Origin of the sequence: Flavobacterium xinjiangense (assembly GCF_900142885.1) — a bacterium.
GTDB lineage: Bacteria > Bacteroidota > Bacteroidia > Flavobacteriales > Flavobacteriaceae > Flavobacterium > Flavobacterium xinjiangense.
Genome location: NZ_FRCL01000014.1, coordinates 1 through 22,408, shown reverse-complemented (window position 1 = coordinate 22,408; position 22,408 = coordinate 1). Strand labels below are relative to the sequence as shown.

Below are 22,408 nucleotides of genomic sequence, written 5' to 3'. Positions count from 1 at the left end.
TATGCAGCAGGAAATAGATCAGCAGCGTCTACACAATATCTTCCAAATGCTTTTGGAGATGGCAGAAGGAAATTTTGCATACCGTATACCAAGAACTGGAAATGACGACGAACTGGAGGCGTTGACTGTTTTGGTGAATTGGATGGCAGAAGAAATGAAGGAGTCTATATTCCATGCAGGTTTCATTAATCCCCATTTTAGTCATCAGTATGTAGTCCAAAGCACATTTATCGTAGACAATAAATTTGTTATAAAAGATTTCAGTAGGAATGTCCCTGACCTTTTGGGATTTAACTCCAACGAACTTTTAGGGCAGAATTTTGTAGAAATTCTTGCAAAAAAATCAGTATCCTTATTGGAAACTGTAATGGCTGAAATTCTACAGAATGAATCCTATCATACAATTGTTTCACTTGAATTCGTGACCTGTGAAAAATTAGTTATTCCAGCCAGCAGTACCATCTCAAAGATCTATCAAAGCACAGACGTAGTAATTTGTTTTTTTTCTGCCATCGTAGATAACACTATGGAAAAGTCGACAACAATAAATAAAATTTTTACTGCTGAAGAACAGAAAATTCACAACTATTTAGATGTAAAGTCTACACAGGCTGTTTATGATTACATATTGGCAAATATGGATTCAACTATGCCAACCTTAAAAGAACTCTCCCATCTTTTTGGAACTAATGAATACAAATTAAAAAATAGCTTTAGGCATTTATTTAAAATGACCATACACCAGTTCTATAATAGTGAAAGGCTTAATCGATCACAACTGCTTATAAAACATACAAAAATACCATTAAAAACCATTGCGATAATGGCTGGGTTTACTAACTATCCTAATTTTTCAAGAGCTTTCAAAATTAAATTTGGCTGTTCTCCGACTGACATCGAAAAGCAGTCTCCAATTAAATAAACTATCGACTTATTTATCATACTATTAAGAGTATTGGAAAGCTTAAAAATGGACTATTTCAAAAAAATCCTGATTTGCTATGACAAACTCCTGATTTGCTAACACCTATGTTGATTTGTTTTGGGAATTTTACATTGTTATTTAAATATCTCAAAACAGATGAAAGTAAATGTATCCATTAAAAATAATATCCTTGACTGCATTTGTCTGTTGTATATTCTACTATTTGTCTATGCCGCTGTTAGCAAATTGCTGGATTTTCAAAATTTTCAGGCACAACTTGGCCAATCACCTTTATTAAGTGCTTTTACTGGTATAGTTTCATGGGTGGTTCCGATAGCAGAACTGTTTATTGCCCTACTTCTGATTTTTCCAAAATATCGTTTAGCGGGACTCTTTTCAGCTTTCAGTTTAATGGTTTTATTCACCACCTATATTATTATCATATTGAATTTTAGTTCTTTTATCCCCTGCTCTTGTGGTGGGATATTGGAAAAATTGGGCTGGACTGAACACCTGATTTTCAATATTGGTTTTATTCTTTTAGCCGTTATTGGAACTTTGCTTCTATCTACTTTTAAAAATGATAAAACATCTCATAATCAAAACAATATAGTATCCGTTCAATAATCTAAAAATTAAATCATGGAACTCAAAAAGACAATAAAAACCCTAGTACTAACTGCATTGATAGCCATCGGAATAATAACTGCATTATATGTTTCGTCAGATGATATAATGGCTCATGAAAATCCGTTCATTCGTCGTTTTATGCAGAGTTCTATAACTAAAACAGCAGAAACTGATTTAAAAAATTATTCCTTTTACTTCGCTGGAGCCGGCAATGGAAAAATATTTCTTGGCAACAATCAAGCACCGTTACAAATTGTAACTCTGGATTCAACACTAGAAAAAAGAGAGCAATACACAATACAACTGGATCGTGATGATCTTCCTTTCCGTTCCATTCAGGTAAAAATTGTACCTCCTTATTTTTATGTAATGGATGGAACGGTACCTGTGATTTATAAAGGCAATATTAGCGATTGGAAAGCAAAAATTATAATGAACGAAAACCACTATTTTTCAAAAGCAGTAATCATAGATTCTGATGTGATTGCCTTTCGGACCCAGCAATTTGATTCAAAAGAAAACATTATCGGAATCTTCACATTTAAAGACAGTGTAAAAGTAAAATTTGCTGATGATATCCTTGAGAAGCAAATTGATGGAATTTTTGATACTGACGGTATGCTCCATTACAGTAAAGAGCTTGAAAGATTGATATATCTGTATTATTACCGCAACCAATTCATCGTTACTAATGATAACCTTAAAGTATTATATCGTGGTAATACCATTGATACCACTACGCGTGCCAAACTCAAACCGATCCAGATTAAAAATTCAGGAGAAATGAAACTTGGAGCACAGCCCTATACCGTCAATTTAAAATCTACAGTTTCTAACAACCTGTTATTTGTTAATTCCGGATTACGGGGACGTTTTGAAGATGGACAGATGTGGAAGAAGGCCTCGGTTATAGATATGTATGATATAGCAAACAATACCTACCTGTCGAGTTTTTATCTGTATAACTTCGATGACTATAAAATGACAGATTTCTTGGCAACAAAAACGGATCTCTATGTAATTATCGGGCATCATCTGCAGAAATTCAAATTTAGGCAAAATTTGATACACAGAATTTCAAATACTAAGAGTGATAATAAAGCTTTTTAAATAAATACCGGCCGGTAGCAGGACTAAGATCGAAAACCTGTAGAAAAGAGTAGATCATTTTTTTTAAATTTAAATTTTAATATCATGAAAACAAGTTTTGTAAAAATGTTAGTATTGCCAATTGCTGCGTTCGCATTGGCAAGCGCGGGAGCGGTGACTACCAATGCATCACGTATTGACGCAACAAAAAAGCCACCTATTACGGCCTTTGCACATAGCGCTTTGCCCAATTCCTGCGAGCCACAGAATGTGAATTGCACGACTGTAGTGTCGGCAAATATTTGTATGTCGAGTGAGACTTCACCAAGACAAGTATGGTTAAAAGATGGCACAGGTGCCTGTGTTGTTCCGCTTTATAAAAACAACTAGCTGGACAATGTCCCATGCCATTAAATGCAGTTACTAAAATTTTAGTAACTGCATTTTTATTATCTTTTACATTTCCAAAATAGCTGTTTCAAAATTATAACTTCACAGCTATTTAAAGTTGTGATTTTGGATTTAATCGAAGCCTTCTGTAATCCACGAGGAGGCTGGCTCATTCTTTAAGAAGAAGTCAAACCATTGCTCCACGCGTTTTGTCAGGTCTGTCTGTTGTAGTGGATCTGAGGGAACATGATCCATTTCAGGGTAAACCAGCATAATATGTTTTTTTTGGAGCCTACTTAAAGCAAGGTAAAATTCCATGCTCTGTTCCCACCGGATAATCTTATCCTTATTACCTGTCCATGACAATAATGGAGTCGTGATTTTAGCTGCATGTACAATTGGGGAATTTCGATAATAAGCTTCCTGATTATCGTAAAAAGATTTCCCCATCCGAAATTGCTGATTTTCATAACGCCAGATATCTGCTATTCCAGTAATGGGTCCCACACTAAAATAGGCCGATATGATATCCGATACACCAGAACCGCTGACTGCTGCCGCAAAAATATCGGTTTGTGTTATGATGAAATTAGTCTCATAGCCTCCAAAAGAATGACCTGCCAATCCAATTTTTTTTGGGTCAACCAGACCTTTATCAACAACTGTTTTAACGGCCGCGCTAACACAATCAGTGGCAGAAAGCCCTGGATTAATACTTTCATAAGTAATATCTGGAAGCAGCACCAAATAGCCTTTTGTGGTAAGGTTAGTAATATTGAAACCTGTTACATTTTGCAAAGAAGGGTTGACATAGCTGTGGATGTTGCGTGATACTTTTTCATAAATATAAACAACCATGGGATATTTTATTTTTGGATCATAATTCGCAGGATAAAATAATGCTCCATTTAATGGCTTATTGAAGCTGTTTGTATAATGGATCATTTCTGCTTTCCCCCAATAATAATTTTTCTGCTGTGTATTACTTTCGACCAGCGTCGTGGCTCTTGCTTTTTCAGATGTTTTGATAACCATCTTAGGAGAACGATCGTAGGTTTGTTCCTGATATACAAAGGACTGGCTGTTTCGTGCTTTTATCAGTTTGTCGATGGAACTATCATTAAATGCCAAGGGATGAAGACCAGTGGGGGTGCTCCATGAAAAATAGCCTGTACTGCAACCGTAAAAATCGAAGGCTTCTATCAATAATTTAGCGGAAAGGTCGCAACTGGAAGCGCTACGACCAGAATAATTGCCCAGGACATTATTTCCAAATTCAGAAGCGTCAATAGTAAAACGGATATTTCTTTGCCTACCATCAGTCAGTCTTTTACTTACTGAACCGTCACTTGAAATTGCCCATAGGTCAAAAGCATCATATAGCAAAACGTTTTTACTGTCTTTCGACCATCCAGGATTGCCGTAAACCATAACAGCATTTGCAGAATCATTATCCGTAGTATCCCACGTATTACGCAGTTTTTGGGTAATATTAGTGTGATTTTTACGAGCGATATCATAAACCCACCAATCTCCTTCCCGATAATAATTGATGTAACGTCCATCGGGCGAAATACCCATATGCATTGATTCGCTGGATTGCTTTTTGAGTAGTAACTCTTGTTTCCCATTTTTAAGATTGATGATATAGTAATCCATATCACCTGTAAAGGTATACTGCGGCAAATAGGTTCCTGGATTTGCCACAATTGCATATTCCTGGTTGCCAGTAAGCATAACCCATGGTTGCGCTATAGTGCTGATTTGACGAAACGCACCACTTTCAGGCCACCAGACTGCCAATTTCGGGGAATGTTTCCAATCGTCAATTTTCTTTTTAACAGGATACAGCCATTTGTCTGTAGCATTCCAAATTTCAACAGTATCTATACCTTTTTTTTGATCCTGAATTTCATGATTTTTAATTCCGAAGAAGACCTTACTACCATCATCAGAAATGGTTATTGGTAGTTCGTAGCCTGAATCTATTATAATATTGTCCGGAAAATTTTCGGCTGTAGAAGCTGATAAAGTATGCAGTTTCTTTGAAGCTAAATTGTAGTAACATATCTGATTTTCGTCGTGAGCAGTAGTTCCTTTCGCTTTAAAAAAGGAAACTGATTTCCCATTATGTTGCCAAGTCAGTTGTAAAAAGGAGTTTTCTGAGTTCTCGAGAATAATCCTTTTTTTTAAATTCTTGGATATACAAATAGTTCCAATAGCTGACTTGTCTCCTACAGTAGTTGCATATAAAATACTATCTTTTTTGTCATTCCAAACATAGTTCGTAATTCCGCTGATAGTTTCAATAATTTTTCCATCCCTTCTGATTATAAGCTGCTTTTGATTATCTGATTCTGAAACAAGTGTCAGCAAATAATCCCCATTTGTCGAAAAATCATATCGTATTACATTTTGAATGATTTCAGAAATGCCGTTATTTAAGTTCGTAAGATGGAGGCTTGAGTCTGATTGCAAGCATCCAAAGATATTGTCTCCACCAAAATGTCCGTTGCTCCCTTTGGGAAAGGAGTAATGAATAGTTCCAGAACTGTTTTTTACAAAAATAGTATCTTGCTGTGATTCATAGTGCATATTATAACTCACCCATTTTCCTCCATCAGAAATGCGAAGAGGCTGCAAGGTTCCCCAAAGATTATAGTCTTTTGGAAAAAGTTGTTTTTTCGGTAGTTCTTGCCCTGTAACGGAACAGGAAGCTAATCCCAAAATGAACATAGAGATGGAACTATGAACAAATTTCAAATATTTTTTATCTTTGATTTTCATTAATAACTAGGATTTTGTGGATATAAATTAGGGTTTGCAAGCATCTCCGTTGCAGGAATCGGCCACAAAGCATCATGCGAATCCCATCCTGGTTTGGATATTGACAATACTTCATCTAGCCTTCCAGTGCGTTTTAGGTCAAAAAACCGTTGTCCGTACTCGGTAAAGAATTCCAGTCTTCTTTCGTTTAAAACTGCCGTAACTATTTCATTAGCCGTAACCGCTGGAGTATCTCCAAGGCCTGCAGTATGGCGAATTTTATTCAAGTCTTCTTTTGCACCTATCAGGTCACCCTGTTGAGCTCGTGCTTCAGCGCGTATCAGGTATTGCTCCGCAAGCCGAAACACTATAGAATACTCCATAGAACTTGGTGCGCCATAGGATTGTTTGTATTTATTGGCATGGTACCATGTTGTTGTCCCATCAGTTACGGCGGCAGTCCAGTGTACCTTTCGTTGGTCTGCGTTAGAAAATGAAGAAAGCAAAGTGGAACTTAGGGCAACATTGGGTGGAGGACCCGTTACAAAATTAAAGGAATCCCCTTCATCAGTATTGCCTCCTTCTGTTTTTGGCTTAAACTGCCAAATGGTTGCAGTACTTTCTTTGAGGAAAATCTTGTCCAGATAATCTTCCCATATATACATAGGATTATTCAAAACTGCTGAAGCTGCATTCGCCGCCTCTGGCCATGAGCCCGCATACAAATAAATTCTGGAAAGCAATGCATAAGCCGTGGCTCTATTGGGACGTACCCTTTCTGCCGTAACATAGGTTTCCGGCAGCAACGAGACTGCCTGATTTAGGTCTGTAAGTATAGCAGCATACACTGCATCGACAGGCATACGATGCACTAGTCGGTTTTGCTCATAATCGGTGGTTTTAATATATGGGATATCTCCAAATAAATTCACAAGATAAAAATGCACTAAGGCTCGTACAAACAACGCTTCACCCTTGAAGTGGTTTTTGTCGGTTTGCGCCAATGCGACCGAATTTTCAACTCCCGCGATTATGGCGTTGGCAGAATAAATTTGGTTATAGCTTGCATTCCAAATCTGTAAGACGGAAGAATCGGAGTCAATCAGCGAATTATTGAATCGAAATTCTGCGTTATTACCGCTTGGACCATAATAGCTGAGTTCATCAGCATACAATCCTAGATTAACGGATAATCCCTCTAAGCTTCCGGTCAAAAGTCCACTGTCCCGTAATTTCGAATATACATCAACCATAGCTGCATTTACTGTTGTTCGGTCTTTAAAAACATTGGCACCGGTCAATTGTGAATCAGGAAGATCTACTGCTACAAAACTGTCGCAGGATTGGAAACACAATGCAAGGAGAAATAAAAAAAATATTTGAGTTTTCATTTTTATAGGTTTTAATTAAAAAGTAAGTTGAACTCCAGCAGTATAAAATTTTAGCGGTGGCAGATAACCGTTAAATTTTGATTCAGGGTCGCCATTTTTATATTTAGTAAAAGTTAGTAGATTCTGCCCTTGTAAATAAAGCCTGCAGCGTATGCCATTGTCCATTTTTAAAGGGAGGTCATAAGTCAGAGAGATATTTTTTAAACGGATGTACGAGCCGTCTGTGATGGCACCATCGCTTTCTGAATACCGGTAATAAGCACTGACTACATTACTATTTAAGCCTGTAGTAAGTTGTTGATAAGGAGTTTGGTCGCCTGCTTGCTGCCAACTGTTTAGAACTTCTGGACGTTGATTTTGACCAATGCCTGGAACTGATGGTCCATTGTCTATTTTGGTTTGTTTAACGAATTGGAAAAGAAAATCGAGCTGTAATCCTTTATAGGTAAACTGGTTTTGGAGTCCTCCAAAATAATCAGGGGTAAAATCAACAAGCTGTTGCTTATCATCTACTGATGAAAGTATGCCATCGCCATTTACATCTTGATATTCATATACGCCTGTTGCAGGGTTCAGTCCTGTAAAATGATACAGTTTTTGTATGTTGAGCGATTGGCCTATAACATAGGTTCCCGAGTAAGGAGAGGTTTCCAGTCCTGGAAAGGAAATCAGTTTATTGCGGCTGGCAGAGATATTAAAATTGCTAGTCCAGCTGAAATTTTGGCCTTGAAAATTTATAGTCCGTAAGGTGATTTCAAAACCGCTGTTTTGTACAGTAGCGTCAAGATTAGCATTAAGGGATGTGAAGCCAGTTGTACCCGGCAATGGAATGCCCACAAGTTGGTTGGAAGAACGGTTTTTATACCACGCAGTAGTGAGAAATATTTGATCTTTTAAAAATCCTACTTCTAATGCTACTTCAAATTTCCTATTTGTTTCCCAACCAAAATCAGGATTGTAAAGCCGTGCCGGAGATAAACCGATAACACCTTGATAGGCATTCCCTGATGAAACATAGGTATTTAAAAACTGGTAATCTCCAATCTGATCGTTACCTGTTGTTCCGTAACTGGCGCGAAGTTTTCCAAAACTTAACAGCTTACTTTCTTTAAAGAATGATTCATTAGAAAACAGCCACGCCATTCCCAGCGCCCCAAAATTGGCAAATTGTTTGCCTGGCCCAAACCTGCTGGAACCATCTCTTCTGCCTGTGGCATTAATAATATATCTTGTGTCCCAATTGTAATTGACCCTTGCAAAAAATGCTTGGTATTTATAAATTGATTCGTCACTGGTATATACATACCTGAAAGAAGCTGAGGCAAAATCATTGATTAAACTATTGCTGGCAAAACCGGAACCAAATTCATATAATCGAGTAGCGATCTGATTTTGGAAGGTGCTACCTAAAAGCGCTTCAATTTTGCCTTTACCAAGATTTTTTTTCCAATTTAATTGAGGTTCAATAATCCATGATTGTCGTTCAGTATGGTTCAAATGCAATGTAGAATATTCACTACCTATTCCATAGGCAGGATCGTAGATCGTATAGGGTGTTGTCTTCTTTTCGATGTTTTTCAAATCCGTAAATCCAAAACTTGTTTTAAATTGAAGATTTGTTGCGATTTCATAGGACAGTACTGAGTTTGCCAAAAGCGTATTTGTGTGCGATAGAAATTCCTGCTCAAAATTTGCAAGTGGATTTACCCAAGTGCTGTTTTCCCAATTCAGGTTGCCTTCACTGTCATACAATGCAGGTGCGTTAGGTGCTAGGATTCGGGAAAGTGATGTTGGATCAAATGCAGACTGGTTATTCTTCTGTGCCGTATAACCCGCTGAAAAGGCCATGCGAAATTTTTGGTCGTCACTCATGTGATTCATGCTAAAAAGTACCGAACCTTTGCCATATTTGAAATCTCCTGGTAGTATAGTGGTCTCATTTCTATAGTTACCGCTTAAAAGATATTGGGTTGCAGCACTGCCGCCAGAAACAGATCCCTGAAAACTGGTTATTTGGGCCGTTCCGCCAATCAGTTCCTTTTGCCAGTTGGTATTCCTGTTTTGATCCCATGTACCATTGACATCATAAGTGTTTGCAGGATATTCTGTAAAACTGTCGTTGGCAAAAGCCTGCTTTCGCATTTCTAAATATTGTGAGGTATCCATCAGGTTCAGCATCTTGGTTACTTTGCCGTAACCAGTAGAAGCATTAATGCTAAAAGTAGTCTTGCCTGCTTTCCCTTTTTTAGTAGTGATCAATACCACACCATTTGCTCCACGGGAGCCATATATGGCAGTCGCATCGGCATCTTTAAGGACCTCAATACTTGCTATATCTGCAGGATTAATGCTATTAAGCGGACTTGTAGTACCTTGTGTAGCTGCCGAAGTCAGGTTGAATCCTACTGTGTCTGAAGAATAAGGCACTCCATCAATCACATATAAAGGTTCATTTCCATCTGCTCGCAAACTGTTTTGTCCACGAATTCGGATAGTAAATCCTCCACCAGGTGTTCCGCTGTCCTGTGTAATAGCAACACCCGCCATTCGTCCCTGCATAGTCGCAAGTACATTGGTAACGGGTTGCTTTTCGATTTCTTTGGATGTGATTTTAGCGATACTACCCGTGCGTTCACTTTCTTTTACAGAATAATAGCCGGCATTAATTTTGACCTCCTGTAACATAGTCGCATCTTCCCGTAATTGTATGTTGATTATCTTGCGTCCGTTTATGGGAACGAGTACTGTTTTGAATCCCATAAAAGAGACCGTCAAGGTATCAGTAGGAGCAGCTGGAAGGATGTATTGCCCGTTGAAATCAGAGATAGCAGCATTATTTTTCTTTCCTTTTACGGCCACGGTAACACCCGGTAAGGGAGTAGTGCCATGAGTAATGATACCGCTTATTTGAGTTTGTTGAGGTAACGAAGGCATTGGCCTCAGTACCGTTTTTGCTCGAACAGGGGTGTAGGTTAATAAGAACCCAAAAAGAATCAGGTACCAAAAAGCCGAACCACCCTTGTAAAATGAAAATTTATTCATAATATTGGGTTAGTTAATTGAAACGTTAGTTTTGTTAGCGATGGTCCTCTAAGTTAGCTTGCCGGCGAGTTAGAGGGCCTTTTTTTGTCATTGCGAGGTACGACGCACCCGAGCGAAGCGAACGGAGCGTTAGCTAATCTCTTATCGAGGGACGAAGCAACCTCACTAGTAGTAGTTATAATTTTATCATAGGCATCATTTTAATTAGATTGATCTATTTCTTTGTCGGGTTCTGTAGGCAACATTTAAAATTTAATCCGTTGGCTGTCAGTAATAAAAATTTATTCAGATAACTATGGTTCTCTTTAAGAAAGTGAAACGCCTTCCAAAATTTTAAAATCTATATTTCTATGTGTTTAAAAAATTAAGCGAATTGAATTACATCCATCGGGTAAAAGTTTAAAATTCAACATTTTAACCTCCCGTAAAACGGTCGCAGCCAGAAAACCAAAAGAATAGTAGTGCTATAAACGCCACTATTAATGCCGCTTTTATTTGTTTGTCATATTTCATCTGATCAATTAATATTGGTTTAGTGAATTGAAACGTTAGTTTCGTTAGTGATGGTCCTCTAGATTAGTTTGCCGGCGAGTTAGAGGTCCTTGTTTTTAGTGTGTCATTGCGAGGAGTTGCGAGGAACGAAGCAAAGCAACCTCATTATTATTAGTTTATCATAGGCAAAGAGTTTTAGGATTAGAAAATAACCTGCACCTTTTATTAACAAATTCAAATTAAATTAACTAGGTGTTTTTATTCAAAGGACCTTTCGGTGCAGGTGTTTTATAGTTCTGAATAACTTATAGATTCATAGACGTTTTTTTAAGTTTTCTGTTATCGTTTTTAGTTGCCGTTAGGCATAAGAGTTTACTACCGGCTAAGAAAATGCGATTTCCTTGATGGTGATTTTGGTGGTTTACGGATTGAAACCACTGCTAGCGCTAGGCGTAAGCTCTTTTAGGTTTGTAGTTGTATTTTACTCATAGGCATGCGGGTTAAACTGCTGCGAGACTATGAAAAATGAAGAAGCGGTGCTAAGAATATAAGAGAGTTATGTACCAAGACAATAAAAAATGGCATGGAACTCATCTTAATGCATCAGAGGTACTGGTATACCGAGCAACAATAAGTGAGCCCACGGCATGGGACGTGAGCATCTTACTTATCATCTCGTTGCTTAAAATTACCAGTTTTCTGATACGAGATTCAAAGCGAATGCTTCAAATATTTTTATATGAAGAAACGCAAATTTACATTAAATAAAATGTAATTAATAGTACAAATATATAAATATTATTTACACATGTGTAATTGTTAAGGTGTTTTTTTATAATTCAATTTGTTTATATGGGAAAACAGATAAAGATTGAAGAACTTACTAAGGCTATTTCTACTGTTATTAAGAAGCTTTATAAGGATCGCAATGGAGTAATCTTAAGTGAAAATAATGAATATTTTACGGAGATTGGTAAAAATTTAGGTCTAGAAAGATATATTAGTGATCATAATGTAACATGTAGTAAGCTTTTTGCAATCTGCGATTTTTTAGAAATTTCATTATCTGATTTCTTCAAATTAGTGGAGGAAGAAGATGAAAAATTAAAATTTCATAAGGAGACTAAAGGACAACTAGTTAAAAAAGCTTATAAAAAATAATAGCTATCTAAAAGGTTGTCATTGAAAATGAATAAATAATATGCTAAAAGAGATGCCCGAGCATCTTTTTCTGTTTTATATTATTATCCTGTCCGGTACTCCTTGAATAGTTCAATACAAAGACTACTTACGTATCTTCTTGTTATGTAGAAAAATACCGTAACAAATTAAAATACCTTTTTATAATTTATAGGATAATTATTATATATTTGATGATAAATAAAGTCTGATAGGTATCAGACACATCCACTCTAAATTAGAGTAATAGATCTGATTTTATCATTCCTAATACACAAGTTAGTGGCAACCTTCAGACGACGAAACTTCTAAACAACTAATAAAAGACGAAAATGAATGACATAGAACTTAATCTTTTCGCCTATACTGATAAAATACAAAGAGGAAGTCTTTTAAATCTTCACGATGAAAAAATAAAAGCCGAAGATTTCTTTATGAGAATTTTCAAGAAAGTTTATGATTTTGAAGAATTAATAAATTTAAACTACGAGAAATTAAACTCAAAAGGAATTGACTTATATGATTTCGAAAAAAAAATTGGAATCCAAATTACTGCAATCCAAAGTAACGAGAAAACCAAAATTAATGAAACTAAAAAACTTACGTTAAACAATTGGAAAAGTAAAGGATTAGAAAAACTTTGGGTGTTTTTTATAATTGAAACTAAATATCTAAAAGATATTGATACATCAATTGTTGAAGAACTTGATGGCGTAAAAATTTATATTAAAACAATTAAAAATTTAATTGGCGATATAAACCAATTAGATAAAGAAAAAAGGATCGAAATTTCTGAATTAATAAAACAAGAAATAAGTGAAGAGTTTTATGGGTTGTCAAAATTAGTTCTTTTCAAAGAAATTAAAAAAAAACAAAAATTTGACGACACAACTTATTTTAACAACGAAGATTTAATATATTTCAGTAAAAAGGAACAACGTAAAATTGACAGTTTAGCTTACAATTTTACAAATGACATTACAGAACAATATTGTATTTTAGGAAATCCTTGCAGTGGAAAAACTACAATTGCATATGCAATTATTCAAAAAATAAAAAACAAAAGAATCTTTTATTTGAATCTTACAGAACCAATTTTTGACGAATCAAAAATTCTAGAAGAATTAATACAAATATCTCATTGTCATTCTTTAGTGATTTTAGACAATATTCACGATAACATTAAATTATTTTTAAAAATAAAAAATAGATTATCGAAACATAAATGGATTAAATCTCTTTTTCTATCTCGTTACTACAAAACTTTTGATGAATATGACGAAAATAGCATTTATGATAAAATTGAAGAAATCAAATATTACAGAATAGATTTAAATGAAGATTTAGAAGAAAAAATTTCAGGAATAATCTCGAAAAAGATTGATCTATTAAAAATTCAATATGCAGAAATTATTTGGTTTAAAGGAAATTACTTTGATATTTTAAAAAACACGAGTAGTAACTTATTAAAGTTAAATATTGCATTACGAGTTTGGGAAAAAAGAAATAAAATATCAAACAATATAACTTTTGATAAGATTAACCAAAATAGCATTTTAGAGAATTTTTATGATGAACATAAATTAAACGAGTTCAAAAGTGATTCTCTTTATACTTATAGCCTTTTATATAAAAATGATATTCCATTTATCTTATTAAAAGGGCAAAAAGAAATTAATGATAAACTAAAAGAAAAAGGAATAATTTTAAAATATTCATCAAGTGATTATCATTATTTTCCACATAAAGAATATGCAAAACTAATATTTGATTCTTTTTCACAAGTGAATAATGATATTGATTTGGCTAAAAAGTCAGAATTAATAATTAATTATATTACAAAATTCAATAGACAAGAATACTCATTAAATATTCATCTATTACTAAATAAATTTTTTAGTTCCGAAATTTCAGAAGAAACAGGAATTGTAATAAAGATTTTAGAAAATGAAAAAATAGAGCAAATAATTATAGAATCTTTTTCGTCAAATATTAAAGAATTTGAAGTAAATTCTTTAATATCAATTCTATTTAAAATATGTACTCAAATAGATAATTTAAAATTATTAAAATTTTATAATTTAATAATAACATATCTAAATAGAAATAAACTCAATTTATTTCTATATCAAGATTATATGAATTATTCTAATTTAATTCAGATTTCAGAATTAATATCGATTGAATTGCCATTTGAAAAAATTACAAATGTATTATCTGAAAATGAAATTGTAAAAAACAATTCTATTGTAGAATTGACAATGCGAGTAAGTAAACAAAGTAGGAAACCTGAAACAGTTTGTAAAATTCTTAATTCTCTACACTTTCCTGAATGGCTAGAAAAGATAAACAAACTTCCAGGATTTTCAAACATAACAAATTCTCTTTCGGAATTAAATACTTCAAGTGAAACAAAAAAACTTGTTTATAGTCTAATCCGAAAAATGGATTGGAATAAACTAATCGAGAAAGCAAAAAAGCAAAAAATAGATCAAATTGCAAAATCATTAAGAGAACTCCAAAAAATTGATATTTCGGTAGGCACAAATTCTTGTACATTTATTTACAATCAACTAATTGAAAATAATATAATAAAAGAAAAATTAGTAAATTGTTCTTTATCTGAATATTCAAAAGCATTGTCTGATTTATCAAACATAAATTCTGCATCAGCTAAAAAGTTTTTATCGAATGATTTAAAAAATGGAATTCTAAAAAATAAATTAATAAACGAAAATAGTTTATCAAATTTTAGAGCAAGAGTTTTAGAGTTAAAACGTCTTTCTGATGAACCAAAACTATTTTTTTTAATTGTAAATGAAGTAACAAATAAAAATGAATTTATCACAAAAATTGAAACAGAAAAAGATATTAATTCTCTTCTTTCATTTTATGAATTTGCAAAAGAAAATTTAAGCATTAAAAATTCTCAAACAATTCAGATTGCAAAAAAAACAATTGACAATATAGATTCTAGTACTTCAATTATCGAACTAATACGAAATCCCAAAATCTTAAAAATTAAGGATTTTGATAAAAATATTATTTCATCAATTACTCCAAACTTAATTGATAATTATCTCATAAACAAAAAAATAAGTTATGCAGATGATATTTTTAGGGTAATTTCAGAATTTGATATAGATAAATCAATCAGCCTTTTTAATCAACTAAATAGTGAATATTTAATAGTTTCTCTCTTAAATATTGAAATAAATTTATGTCAATCACTAGAAATATTAAATAGATTAAAAAATAAAGTTTATAAAAACCACGAACAAAACTGTAACGAAAAAGCTAGTTATTTGCTTAATGAATATTTAAAAAGATACACTAAAATAGAGAGAAGGTACAATAAATTAACAATTAGCGACTTTCTAAAATCATTTTACTTTGGGTATTCAATAAATTCAGAATTAATTGAGAAATATTGTAAAACAGATTTATTAAGCAAATTGCAAAAAAATAATCACAAAGGTTTTGAGATTGGCCCGCTATTTCAAGTTATAAGACGTATTTCAGAATCAACAAAGGGAAAATATGATAAAGAACTGCAAACTTTTTTAAAAATAAATAATGATAATTTTGTAATCACAATTCAAAACGAAGACATCAATAAATCACTTTCAGGCTTATTTGAGTTACACAAAAGCGTTTTTAAAATATATGCAGATGAATTATTATTCAATTGCAGAAAATCAATTATTCTAAAAGCAAATCAAAGAAGAAATGACAAAATATTTAAAGATAAAATAATTCCAGATTTAGAAAAAATTGGTTTTGATAAAGCAAAAGTTATTATAAAGGAGTTGAAAAAATAGAATTCGTAAAAATAAAGGAAGCTGCTAACAGCTAGAGTTCGTTGCGTGCCCATTACGAACAATGAAATCCGTGTTGAACGGAACCGGAGGTAGTTTTAAAAAGTTTTTTAAATCACATATATTTACTCACTGATTAAACAAATAGAGTTCGTTTAGAGTTCGTTTAGAGGTTTTTAGACGAACTGACGTTATGGAAAATTTTTAAGAACTAAAATGACAAAATCAACATTATATACAAACAATAGAAAAGCTGAAGAGTTAGGTTTCAAAATGTTTGTCTTACACGTCGAAAATAATCACTTTGACAAAATTGCTGAAGATGCCATCAAAAAGCATGAAGAAGAAATTTTAAAATTAAAGGAAATTAACAAAGAAAATACGATTGTGGATTCAGAAGTTTTCTATGATATTTTATTTCGCGAAGAAGAGTTAAAGGCATTATCTGAAATGAAAATTATTTATTCTTATAAGCATTTCGAAACAAGTTTAAAATTTTTATTGAACTCGAGCTATAAAGATTTAGACAAGTCAAAGTTATATAAGTGGGAAACAATTTCTGATATTTTAAAAATCAAAAAAATTGATATTCGAAAACTTGATTGCTTCAACGATATTGACGAATTAAGAGAAGTTAATAATGCTATTAAACACGATGCAATTTTAAAAAGTAGAAAGATTCCAGTAGAATTTAAAGATAAAGATCATTTATCTTATAAGGATATTTTAACTTTTTATAATAGAGTTGAATATGCCCCTGTAGCATTCCTTAAGTCTTTGCATGATAAGATAATAATTGATCGTTATCAATTTGACGAAAATAGATTAGAAGAATTAGTAAGCCAAATAGAAAAATCTATGGAGCCAAAAATTGCTATAGAGTTTGCAAATAAAATACTTTCTAAATATTAAAACTTCTCACAACAGTTAAGTTTCGTTGCTTGCGTAGCACGAACAATGAAAACTGTGTTGAACTGGACTGGAGGTAGTCAAAAAGAAAAATAATTATAGTTTAAATCACATATATTTACTTTCTAATTAATAAAAAAATCAGTTCGTTTAGAGGTTTTTAGACGTGCTGACGTTATCGGTAATTTTACTAAACACATGAAATATGAGTGATATTTATGATTTTTTTGTTGGAAATCCCGCTCTCCGAAGTATTCTTTGAAAACTAAACATTCTTAAATATAGGGTGTGCTGTGCGAAGTCTCCCGACTTCGTACGCTATTATTTATTAGAAAGCAGAACCGCTTTAGGAAACATTAAGCAATATAGGCATAACTGCCCAAAAATGACAATGATCTATACTCATGTGATCAGTTCTGCTTTTAAAAACACAATCGGGCCCTTTCATATGTAAGATTTTTTTTTAAATTTGTATAAGGATGACGCTAAATAAGACGCAACAATTTATGCCAAAACTTGCGCCTATCGTGCCGTTTTGAAACAAAAGAGCTTGAGTTTATTAGCCTATATGCTAGTTAGCTGTAATATTTGAAAAAATGACGAAAAATCAAATTAATTATATAAAAACAATTATCATCATTATTATAATTGCATTTTCATTATATATTGGATATAATGCAATTTTTCCATACGATTCTCCTGAATGGATGGGATTAGCACCTTATGATGCTGTAAAAAATGGACCAGAGCCAAAAAAATTATGGGATTGGCTAGATTTACTAATTATACCTTTATCTGTGGCAATAATTGGATGGATATATAAAGAATATGAAAAATCTAAAGACGAGAAAAAAGATTTTGAAAATAAACAAAATGAAAACTTAGATTCTTACTTCAGAGTTATTTCAGACTTAATAATAAAGTCAAATTTACTTGATATTAATTTAAATAAAGAAAGTAAAATTATTGCGCGAACACGAACAATTGTTGCAATAGAAATTCTTAATGATGAAAGAAAAGGGCAAGTTCTACAATTTTTATATGAATCTAAATTAATAAATAATAACATTATTGAATTATTAGGCGCGAATTTTAAATCTTCGGAAGTTTCTGGAATAGTACTCAAAGACACAACAATAAAAGGTGTTTATTTTTGTGATTCAAAGTTTATAAGATCTTATTTAGATCGTTCAGTATTTACAGCTTGCGATTTTACTAATAGTGATTTCTCTGATTCATCTATGCAAAACACTGATTTATCTTATACCAAATTAATCAATTGTAAATTATTAAATATTGATTTGACAACTGTTGACTTTGAAGGAGCTGACTTAACTAATGCTGACCTAACGAATTCAATAATATTAGAAAGTCAATTAAAAAAAATATTTAACAAAAAAAATATCAAATTAAATAAAACTAAAATATTATGAGTGAAAATTGTTCAAGATGTAACGGTAACGGTCAAATAGCTTGTCCTGGCTGTGGAGGAAGAGGTGCGAAAAGCCAAAATAAAGGTCTTAATGAAACTAGAGTTGTGAATTGTTCTGGTTGTAATGGAAGTGGTAGAGTAAGTTGTGGTGGATGTGGAGGAACCGGTAAAAAGTAAATACTACAGCTAACAGCTAGAGTTTCGTTGCGTGCGCAGCACGAACAAAGAAACCCGTGTTGAATGGAGAACCATAGGGAGTTTAAAAAGAAAAATAATTGTAGTTTAAATCATATATTAACTCACTGATTAACCAAATAGAGTTCGTTTTAACGTTTTTAGCCGAACTGACGTTAGTGCAATTTTAAAAGACATTACACAGACAGTAAAATTCTCTCAACATTTATAGAAATATGCAGACAGACAATTTATTAAAACAAGTAAGCTTCATAAAAGAGATAGACAAGTTGAAATACATTCAACGCAAAACTAAACTGTTTAACAGCGATAGACACGAAAATGACGCAGAACATAGTTGGCATTTAGCAATGATGGCAATTGTATTGGTGGAACATTCGGACAAACCGATAGATGTTCTTAAAGTTTTGAAAATGGTTTTAATCCACGACATCGTAGAATTTGATGCGGGCGACACTTTTATTTACGATTCTACAAAAAGCCATACAAATACCGACGAAGAACTTATTGCCGCAAAGCGAATATTTGGACTTTTACCATCAGAACAAGCCGAAGAACTCATAGCAATTTGGGAAGAATTTGAAGAAGGTATAACGGACGAAGCAAAATTTGCAAAATTAATGGATAGATTTGAACCACTATTGCAAAACACTTCAAATAATGGTGGAACTTGGACGGAATTTAATGTGCCGTATCAAAAAGTTTATGATAAGAAAAAAGCAATTAAAAACGGTTCGTCTGCAATTTGGAATTATGCCGAGAATTTAATAAACGAAAGTGTGGACAAAGGAATTCTAATAAAAAAAACTGACTGACCGAGAAGAAGAACTGCCACTAAAAGCGGTTTGGCAAAATGGAGGGGTTTAGTGCTAAATTGAACATTCGGAATTTTAATAAACATTAGTTCCTAATTGAAAATAAGTACTTAAAAGGCACCCGACCGCGCAAAATGGTAAAAAATAATAGAACTAATCATAGTTTGGGTTTTATGTCTTTACCTTTTAGGGAAGATTTATGCGCTTAGGAGGGCTTATGATATAAATGGTAGCTGGAAGAGCAGGGGGAAGGAGTGAGAAGATGCTGATGAGTTTTTTTTGTTAATAGCGTTATTGATATGTTTGTAATTGGAAGTCGCATATATAAAAGAGTTGTGCTTAACTTTACCACAAAGAATAGAAATATAACGACAAAAAAATATAGAATGAAAACAGAAATTTTGGAAATTTACATTCAATCAGTTTTGCCAATGAAAATTGAAATTGCTGAAAAGATTGCATCAAAATTTGACAGGTTTGAACTTTCTAAAAACGAGTTTATATTACAAGAAAATAGTATCAGTGAAGACACTTATTTCTTAGAAAGTGGTTTCGTTCGTTCCTATACTTTTGATAATAATGGAAATGAAGTTACTACAAATATCTTTTCAGCCCCTTGTTTTGTAAATGATTTTCTTTCTTTTTTTACACAAAAACCTGTAAAAGAAAATTATCAAACCTTAAGTAATTGCATTTTTTGGAAAACAAATTTAGAAAATGTCCAATACAACTTTCATAATATTCCCGAATTCAGAGAGTTTAGTCGGCTGTTATTCATAATTAACTACTATAAACTTCACGATAGAATGTTAGAAATGGTAAAAGAAAACGCAACCTTAAGATATACAAAACTTTTGGAGAAACATCCAAACATATTTCAAAATGCATCTTTAAAAATTATCGCCTCTTATTTGGGTATAACTGACAGTTCTTTAAGCCGAATTAGAAAAGAAATTTCCAAAATTTAATTTCTTGTCAAATGACAAGAAGTTTTAATTTATTTATCAAGAAATTTGTATTCTAAAATAATATAAATTTATGAATTCAAAGAAAATAACTTTAATCGGACTTGGTGGCGTGGGTGGCTATTTTGGTTTTAAAATAGCGCAACTTATTGAAGACAATCCTAACTATAAAATCACTTTTGTAGCAAGAAATGAAACTTATGAAATAGTTAAAAAAAATGGACTTACGCTACTCTCATCAGAATATACTCAATCTGTTGCAAAACCAAGTAACATTATTAACAACTTTGATGAAATTGAAGAATCGGATTTGATATTGATTTGTGTAAAAGAATATGATTTAGAAAATGTTTGTAATCAAATAAAAGACAAAATAACCAAAAACACAACCGTAATGGCTTTAATGAATGGAGCCGACATTTACGAAAGAGTAAGACATATAATTAAAAACGGAACATTTTTACCTTCTTGTGTGTACGTTGCCTCACACATAAAAGAAAAAGGAATTGTAGAACACACAGGTAATACGGGAAAAATAATTATTGGAAAAGATCCTGTGAATCAAGAAACTGATACAAAATGGATAATCGACATTTTCAATAATAGTGGCGCGGATATTACTTTTAAGCAAAATAGTTTTGTAGACATTTGGACGAAGTTTTTCTTTATTGCGAGTTTTGGTTTGGTTTCTGCGAGATACAATAAATCTATTGGACAAGTTGGTGAAGAAGATTTTCTTAAACAAAGAGCAACACAAATTATGGAGGAAATTCAATTAATCACTACAAAAATCAAAATTGATTTACCTGCTGACATAATAAGAAGGACTTTTGAAAAAGGACTTTCTTTTCCCTATGCGACCCCTACATCATTACAATTGGACGTAAATTCAAAAAAGAAAAATAATGAGTTGGAATTATTCGCTGGTGCAATTATAAATTATGGTAAACAATTAGGTATAAAAACAGAAGAAACAATAAAGATATACAAAGAAATAAATCAAATTATTTAAAAAAGCTACGCGCAAAAATTATTCTTATAATGATAGTTGGAAAAAAGGGGTAAAGAATAAATAATTTGTATAGTGACAAATAGAAAAGATGCCCAGGCATCTTTTTCTGTTTTATAGCGATACGTAGTACTTGTCAATTCGGGATTACTACTTGTCAAAAACGGAGGAATTGACCCTTCCCTAAAGGAAGCCGAAAATGAGGACGTATGTCTTATGAACTTGAAAAACCCCCGCTACCGAACGAATCCTTTCGTGTGTTACTTAACCCCGACCGCGCAAAATGGTAAAAATATAGTTTGGGTTTTATGTCTTTACCTTTTGGGGAAGATTTATGAGCTTAGGAGGGCTTATGATATAAATGGAAGTTGGATTGGAATAGTAGGGGGAAGGAATGAAATAGATGCTGAGAGGTTTTTTTTAGGGGCTAATTTTATCATCTAATTTTAAAATTTCATGATAATGCACTGTCCTTTTTTTTAGTGTATATGGATGATTTTATCAAATATGAATACCCTAGTTAGGGATAATTATATAATATGAAAACCGACTAGAAATAGTTTTTAATTGTAGTGTAAATCTAATATATTTACTTTCTGATTGACAAAACAAAGTACATTTGAAACTTTTTACCCTAGCGTTTCAGGCAAACTGAAGCAGCATACTCTCAAACTTAATAAACATAATGGAAAAATACGTACGACAATTAATTACAATAGAGTTTGACGACAAAAAAGAAATCTTTAGTGGTTTTCTTATTGATTGGACCGAGGATTGGATTTTACTGAAAAATAATCTTGTAGATTTTATAATTGATGGCTACACAATATTAAAAAACAAGAATGTAAAGGCTATTATTCAAGACAAAGATCATGAATTTACAGAAAGAGTAATTAAATTAAAAGGTTTAAAAACAAGTGCAGAAGAAATAATTCCGTTGAGAGATTTGTCTTCTATAATACACTTTTTAGCAAACAAGTATGAGATTTTGCAAATTGCAACAAAATCAGATGAAGCAGTTTATCTGGGTAAACTGATAAAACTGGATGAAGAGGAACTGGTCATCGATTTTTTGGGAACCGAAGGACAATTTGAGGGAGAGATGAGTTTTAAGCCAAACAAAATACGAGTGATCGAATTTGATACGGATTACATCAATTCGTTGAAACTAATTGTTGAGGACGAAAAGTCATGAAAAGAGAAAACATTAATCCTAAAAAAAAGGAGGCCTTTTTAAAGGGCCTCCGATTGTAGATTCTGATTTACCATTTATCAGCTCATACCGTTAAGCATGAAATGACTATTTGAATAAGCTTCTCTTTTCAGATGGTTTTACTCAAGTGATTAATCAAAACCACACT

At 32.7% G+C, this 22,408-nt stretch carries 16 protein-coding genes and 1 pseudogene; 14 read left to right on the top strand and 3 right to left on the bottom strand.

Annotation, left to right across the window (positions count from 1 at the left end):
- Position 1: 1 nt before the first annotated feature.
- From BUC23_RS14445 to BUC23_RS14430, 4 genes are all read left to right on the top strand, one after another.
- Positions 2-922, top strand: a complete 921-nt coding sequence (locus tag BUC23_RS14445) for a helix-turn-helix domain-containing protein (RefSeq protein ID WP_073210643.1) — start codon at positions 2-4, stop codon at positions 920-922.
- Positions 923-1,081: 159 nt separating this feature from the next.
- A complete protein-coding gene (locus tag BUC23_RS14440) occupies positions 1,082-1,552 on the top strand; it encodes a MauE/DoxX family redox-associated membrane protein (protein WP_073210641.1) in 471 nt (156 codons plus the stop codon).
- A 15-nt stretch (positions 1,553-1,567) separates the two neighbouring features.
- On the top strand, positions 1,568-2,665 hold the full coding sequence (locus BUC23_RS14435; protein WP_073210638.1) for a hypothetical protein: 1,098 nt from the start codon (positions 1,568-1,570) through the stop codon (positions 2,663-2,665).
- A gap of 84 nt (positions 2,666-2,749) precedes the next feature.
- The gene (locus BUC23_RS14430; RefSeq protein WP_073210636.1) at positions 2,750-3,034 is read left to right on the top strand and encodes a hypothetical protein; all 285 of its coding nucleotides are present in this window, start codon (positions 2,750-2,752) and stop codon (positions 3,032-3,034) included.
- A 132-nt stretch (positions 3,035-3,166) separates the two neighbouring features.
- Here BUC23_RS14430 and BUC23_RS14425 read toward each other — a convergent pair whose 3' ends face one another.
- From BUC23_RS14425 to BUC23_RS14415, 3 genes are read right to left on the bottom strand one after another with little or no spacing between them, the layout of a single operon-like run.
- Positions 3,167-5,821, bottom strand: a complete 2,655-nt coding sequence (locus BUC23_RS14425) for a S9 family peptidase (protein WP_073210634.1) — start codon at positions 5,819-5,821, stop codon at positions 3,167-3,169.
- On the bottom strand, positions 5,821-7,191 hold the full coding sequence (locus tag BUC23_RS14420) for a RagB/SusD family nutrient uptake outer membrane protein (protein ID WP_073210632.1): 1,371 nt from the start codon (positions 7,189-7,191) through the stop codon (positions 5,821-5,823). Before BUC23_RS14420 ends, BUC23_RS14425 begins: the two co-directional genes overlap by 1 nt.
- Before the next feature lie 15 nt (positions 7,192-7,206).
- Entirely contained in the window at positions 7,207-10,233 is a 3,027-nt protein-coding gene (locus tag BUC23_RS14415; protein ID WP_073210630.1) for a SusC/RagA family TonB-linked outer membrane protein, read from the bottom strand.
- Between the two features lie 1,344 nt (positions 10,234-11,577).
- Here BUC23_RS14415 and BUC23_RS14410 point away from each other — a divergent pair.
- The 10 genes and pseudogenes from BUC23_RS14410 (at position 11,578) to BUC23_RS14370 (ending at position 22,242) form a co-directional block, all read left to right on the top strand.
- Positions 11,578-11,886, top strand: a complete 309-nt coding sequence (locus tag BUC23_RS14410; RefSeq protein WP_073210628.1) for a hypothetical protein — start codon at positions 11,578-11,580, stop codon at positions 11,884-11,886.
- 350 nt (positions 11,887-12,236) lie between these two features.
- Positions 12,237-12,485 (top strand): annotated as a pseudogene (locus tag BUC23_RS17855) (SMEK domain-containing protein); the annotation flags it as partial.
- 63 nt (positions 12,486-12,548) lie between these two features.
- A complete protein-coding gene (locus BUC23_RS14405) occupies positions 12,549-15,725 on the top strand; it encodes a hypothetical protein (protein ID WP_139259899.1) in 3,177 nt (1,058 codons plus the stop codon).
- 213 nt (positions 15,726-15,938) lie between these two features.
- On the top strand, positions 15,939-16,634 hold the full coding sequence (locus BUC23_RS14400; RefSeq protein WP_073210623.1) for a hypothetical protein: 696 nt from the start codon (positions 15,939-15,941) through the stop codon (positions 16,632-16,634).
- 593 nt (positions 16,635-17,227) lie between these two features.
- Positions 17,228-18,064: a pentapeptide repeat-containing protein gene (locus tag BUC23_RS14395; RefSeq protein ID WP_073210621.1), complete on the top strand. Its 837-nt coding sequence runs from the start codon at positions 17,228-17,230 to the stop codon at positions 18,062-18,064.
- Complete coding sequence (locus BUC23_RS14390) at positions 18,061-18,240, top strand: hypothetical protein (RefSeq protein WP_073210619.1); 180 nt, start codon at positions 18,061-18,063, stop codon at positions 18,238-18,240. Before BUC23_RS14395 ends, BUC23_RS14390 begins: the two co-directional genes overlap by 4 nt.
- Before the next feature lie 233 nt (positions 18,241-18,473).
- Positions 18,474-19,073: an HD domain-containing protein gene (locus tag BUC23_RS14385; protein ID WP_073210617.1), complete on the top strand. Its 600-nt coding sequence runs from the start codon at positions 18,474-18,476 to the stop codon at positions 19,071-19,073.
- A gap of 386 nt (positions 19,074-19,459) precedes the next feature.
- On the top strand, positions 19,460-20,041 hold the full coding sequence (locus tag BUC23_RS14380; protein ID WP_073210742.1) for a Crp/Fnr family transcriptional regulator: 582 nt from the start codon (positions 19,460-19,462) through the stop codon (positions 20,039-20,041).
- 70 nt (positions 20,042-20,111) lie between these two features.
- Entirely contained in the window at positions 20,112-21,050 is a 939-nt protein-coding gene (locus tag BUC23_RS14375) for a ketopantoate reductase family protein (RefSeq protein WP_073210615.1), read from the top strand.
- Between the two features lie 682 nt (positions 21,051-21,732).
- Positions 21,733-22,242 carry a hypothetical protein gene (locus tag BUC23_RS14370; RefSeq protein ID WP_073210613.1) on the top strand — a complete coding sequence of 170 codons (510 nt, stop codon included), beginning with the start codon at positions 21,733-21,735 and terminating at the stop codon, positions 22,240-22,242.
- Positions 22,243-22,408: the final 166 nt, after the last annotated feature.

Coding starts and splice junctions, on each gene's coding strand:
- BUC23_RS14440 (WP_073210641.1), top strand. CDS start 1,082: ATGAAAGTAAATGTATCCATTAAAAATAATATCCTTGACTGCATTTGT.
- BUC23_RS14395 (WP_073210621.1), top strand. CDS start 17,228: ATGACGAAAAATCAAATTAATTATATAAAAACAATTATCATCATTATT.
- BUC23_RS14435 (WP_073210638.1), top strand. CDS start 1,568: ATGGAACTCAAAAAGACAATAAAAACCCTAGTACTAACTGCATTGATA.
- BUC23_RS14380 (WP_073210742.1), top strand. CDS start 19,460: ATGAAAACAGAAATTTTGGAAATTTACATTCAATCAGTTTTGCCAATG.
- BUC23_RS14370 (WP_073210613.1), top strand. CDS start 21,733: ATGGAAAAATACGTACGACAATTAATTACAATAGAGTTTGACGACAAA.
- BUC23_RS14400 (WP_073210623.1), top strand. CDS start 15,939: ATGACAAAATCAACATTATATACAAACAATAGAAAAGCTGAAGAGTTA.
- BUC23_RS14410 (WP_073210628.1), top strand. CDS start 11,578: ATGGGAAAACAGATAAAGATTGAAGAACTTACTAAGGCTATTTCTACT.
- BUC23_RS14445 (WP_073210643.1), top strand. CDS start 2: ATGCAGCAGGAAATAGATCAGCAGCGTCTACACAATATCTTCCAAATG.
- BUC23_RS14415 (WP_073210630.1), bottom strand. CDS start 10,233: ATGAATAAATTTTCATTTTACAAGGGTGGTTCGGCTTTTTGGTACCTG.
- BUC23_RS14420 (WP_073210632.1), bottom strand. CDS start 7,191: ATGAAAACTCAAATATTTTTTTTATTTCTCCTTGCATTGTGTTTCCAA.
- BUC23_RS14430 (WP_073210636.1), top strand. CDS start 2,750: ATGAAAACAAGTTTTGTAAAAATGTTAGTATTGCCAATTGCTGCGTTC.
- BUC23_RS14385 (WP_073210617.1), top strand. CDS start 18,474: ATGCAGACAGACAATTTATTAAAACAAGTAAGCTTCATAAAAGAGATA.
- BUC23_RS14375 (WP_073210615.1), top strand. CDS start 20,112: ATGAATTCAAAGAAAATAACTTTAATCGGACTTGGTGGCGTGGGTGGC.
- BUC23_RS14390 (WP_073210619.1), top strand. CDS start 18,061: ATGAGTGAAAATTGTTCAAGATGTAACGGTAACGGTCAAATAGCTTGT.
- BUC23_RS14425 (WP_073210634.1), bottom strand. CDS start 5,821: ATGAAAATCAAAGATAAAAAATATTTGAAATTTGTTCATAGTTCCATC.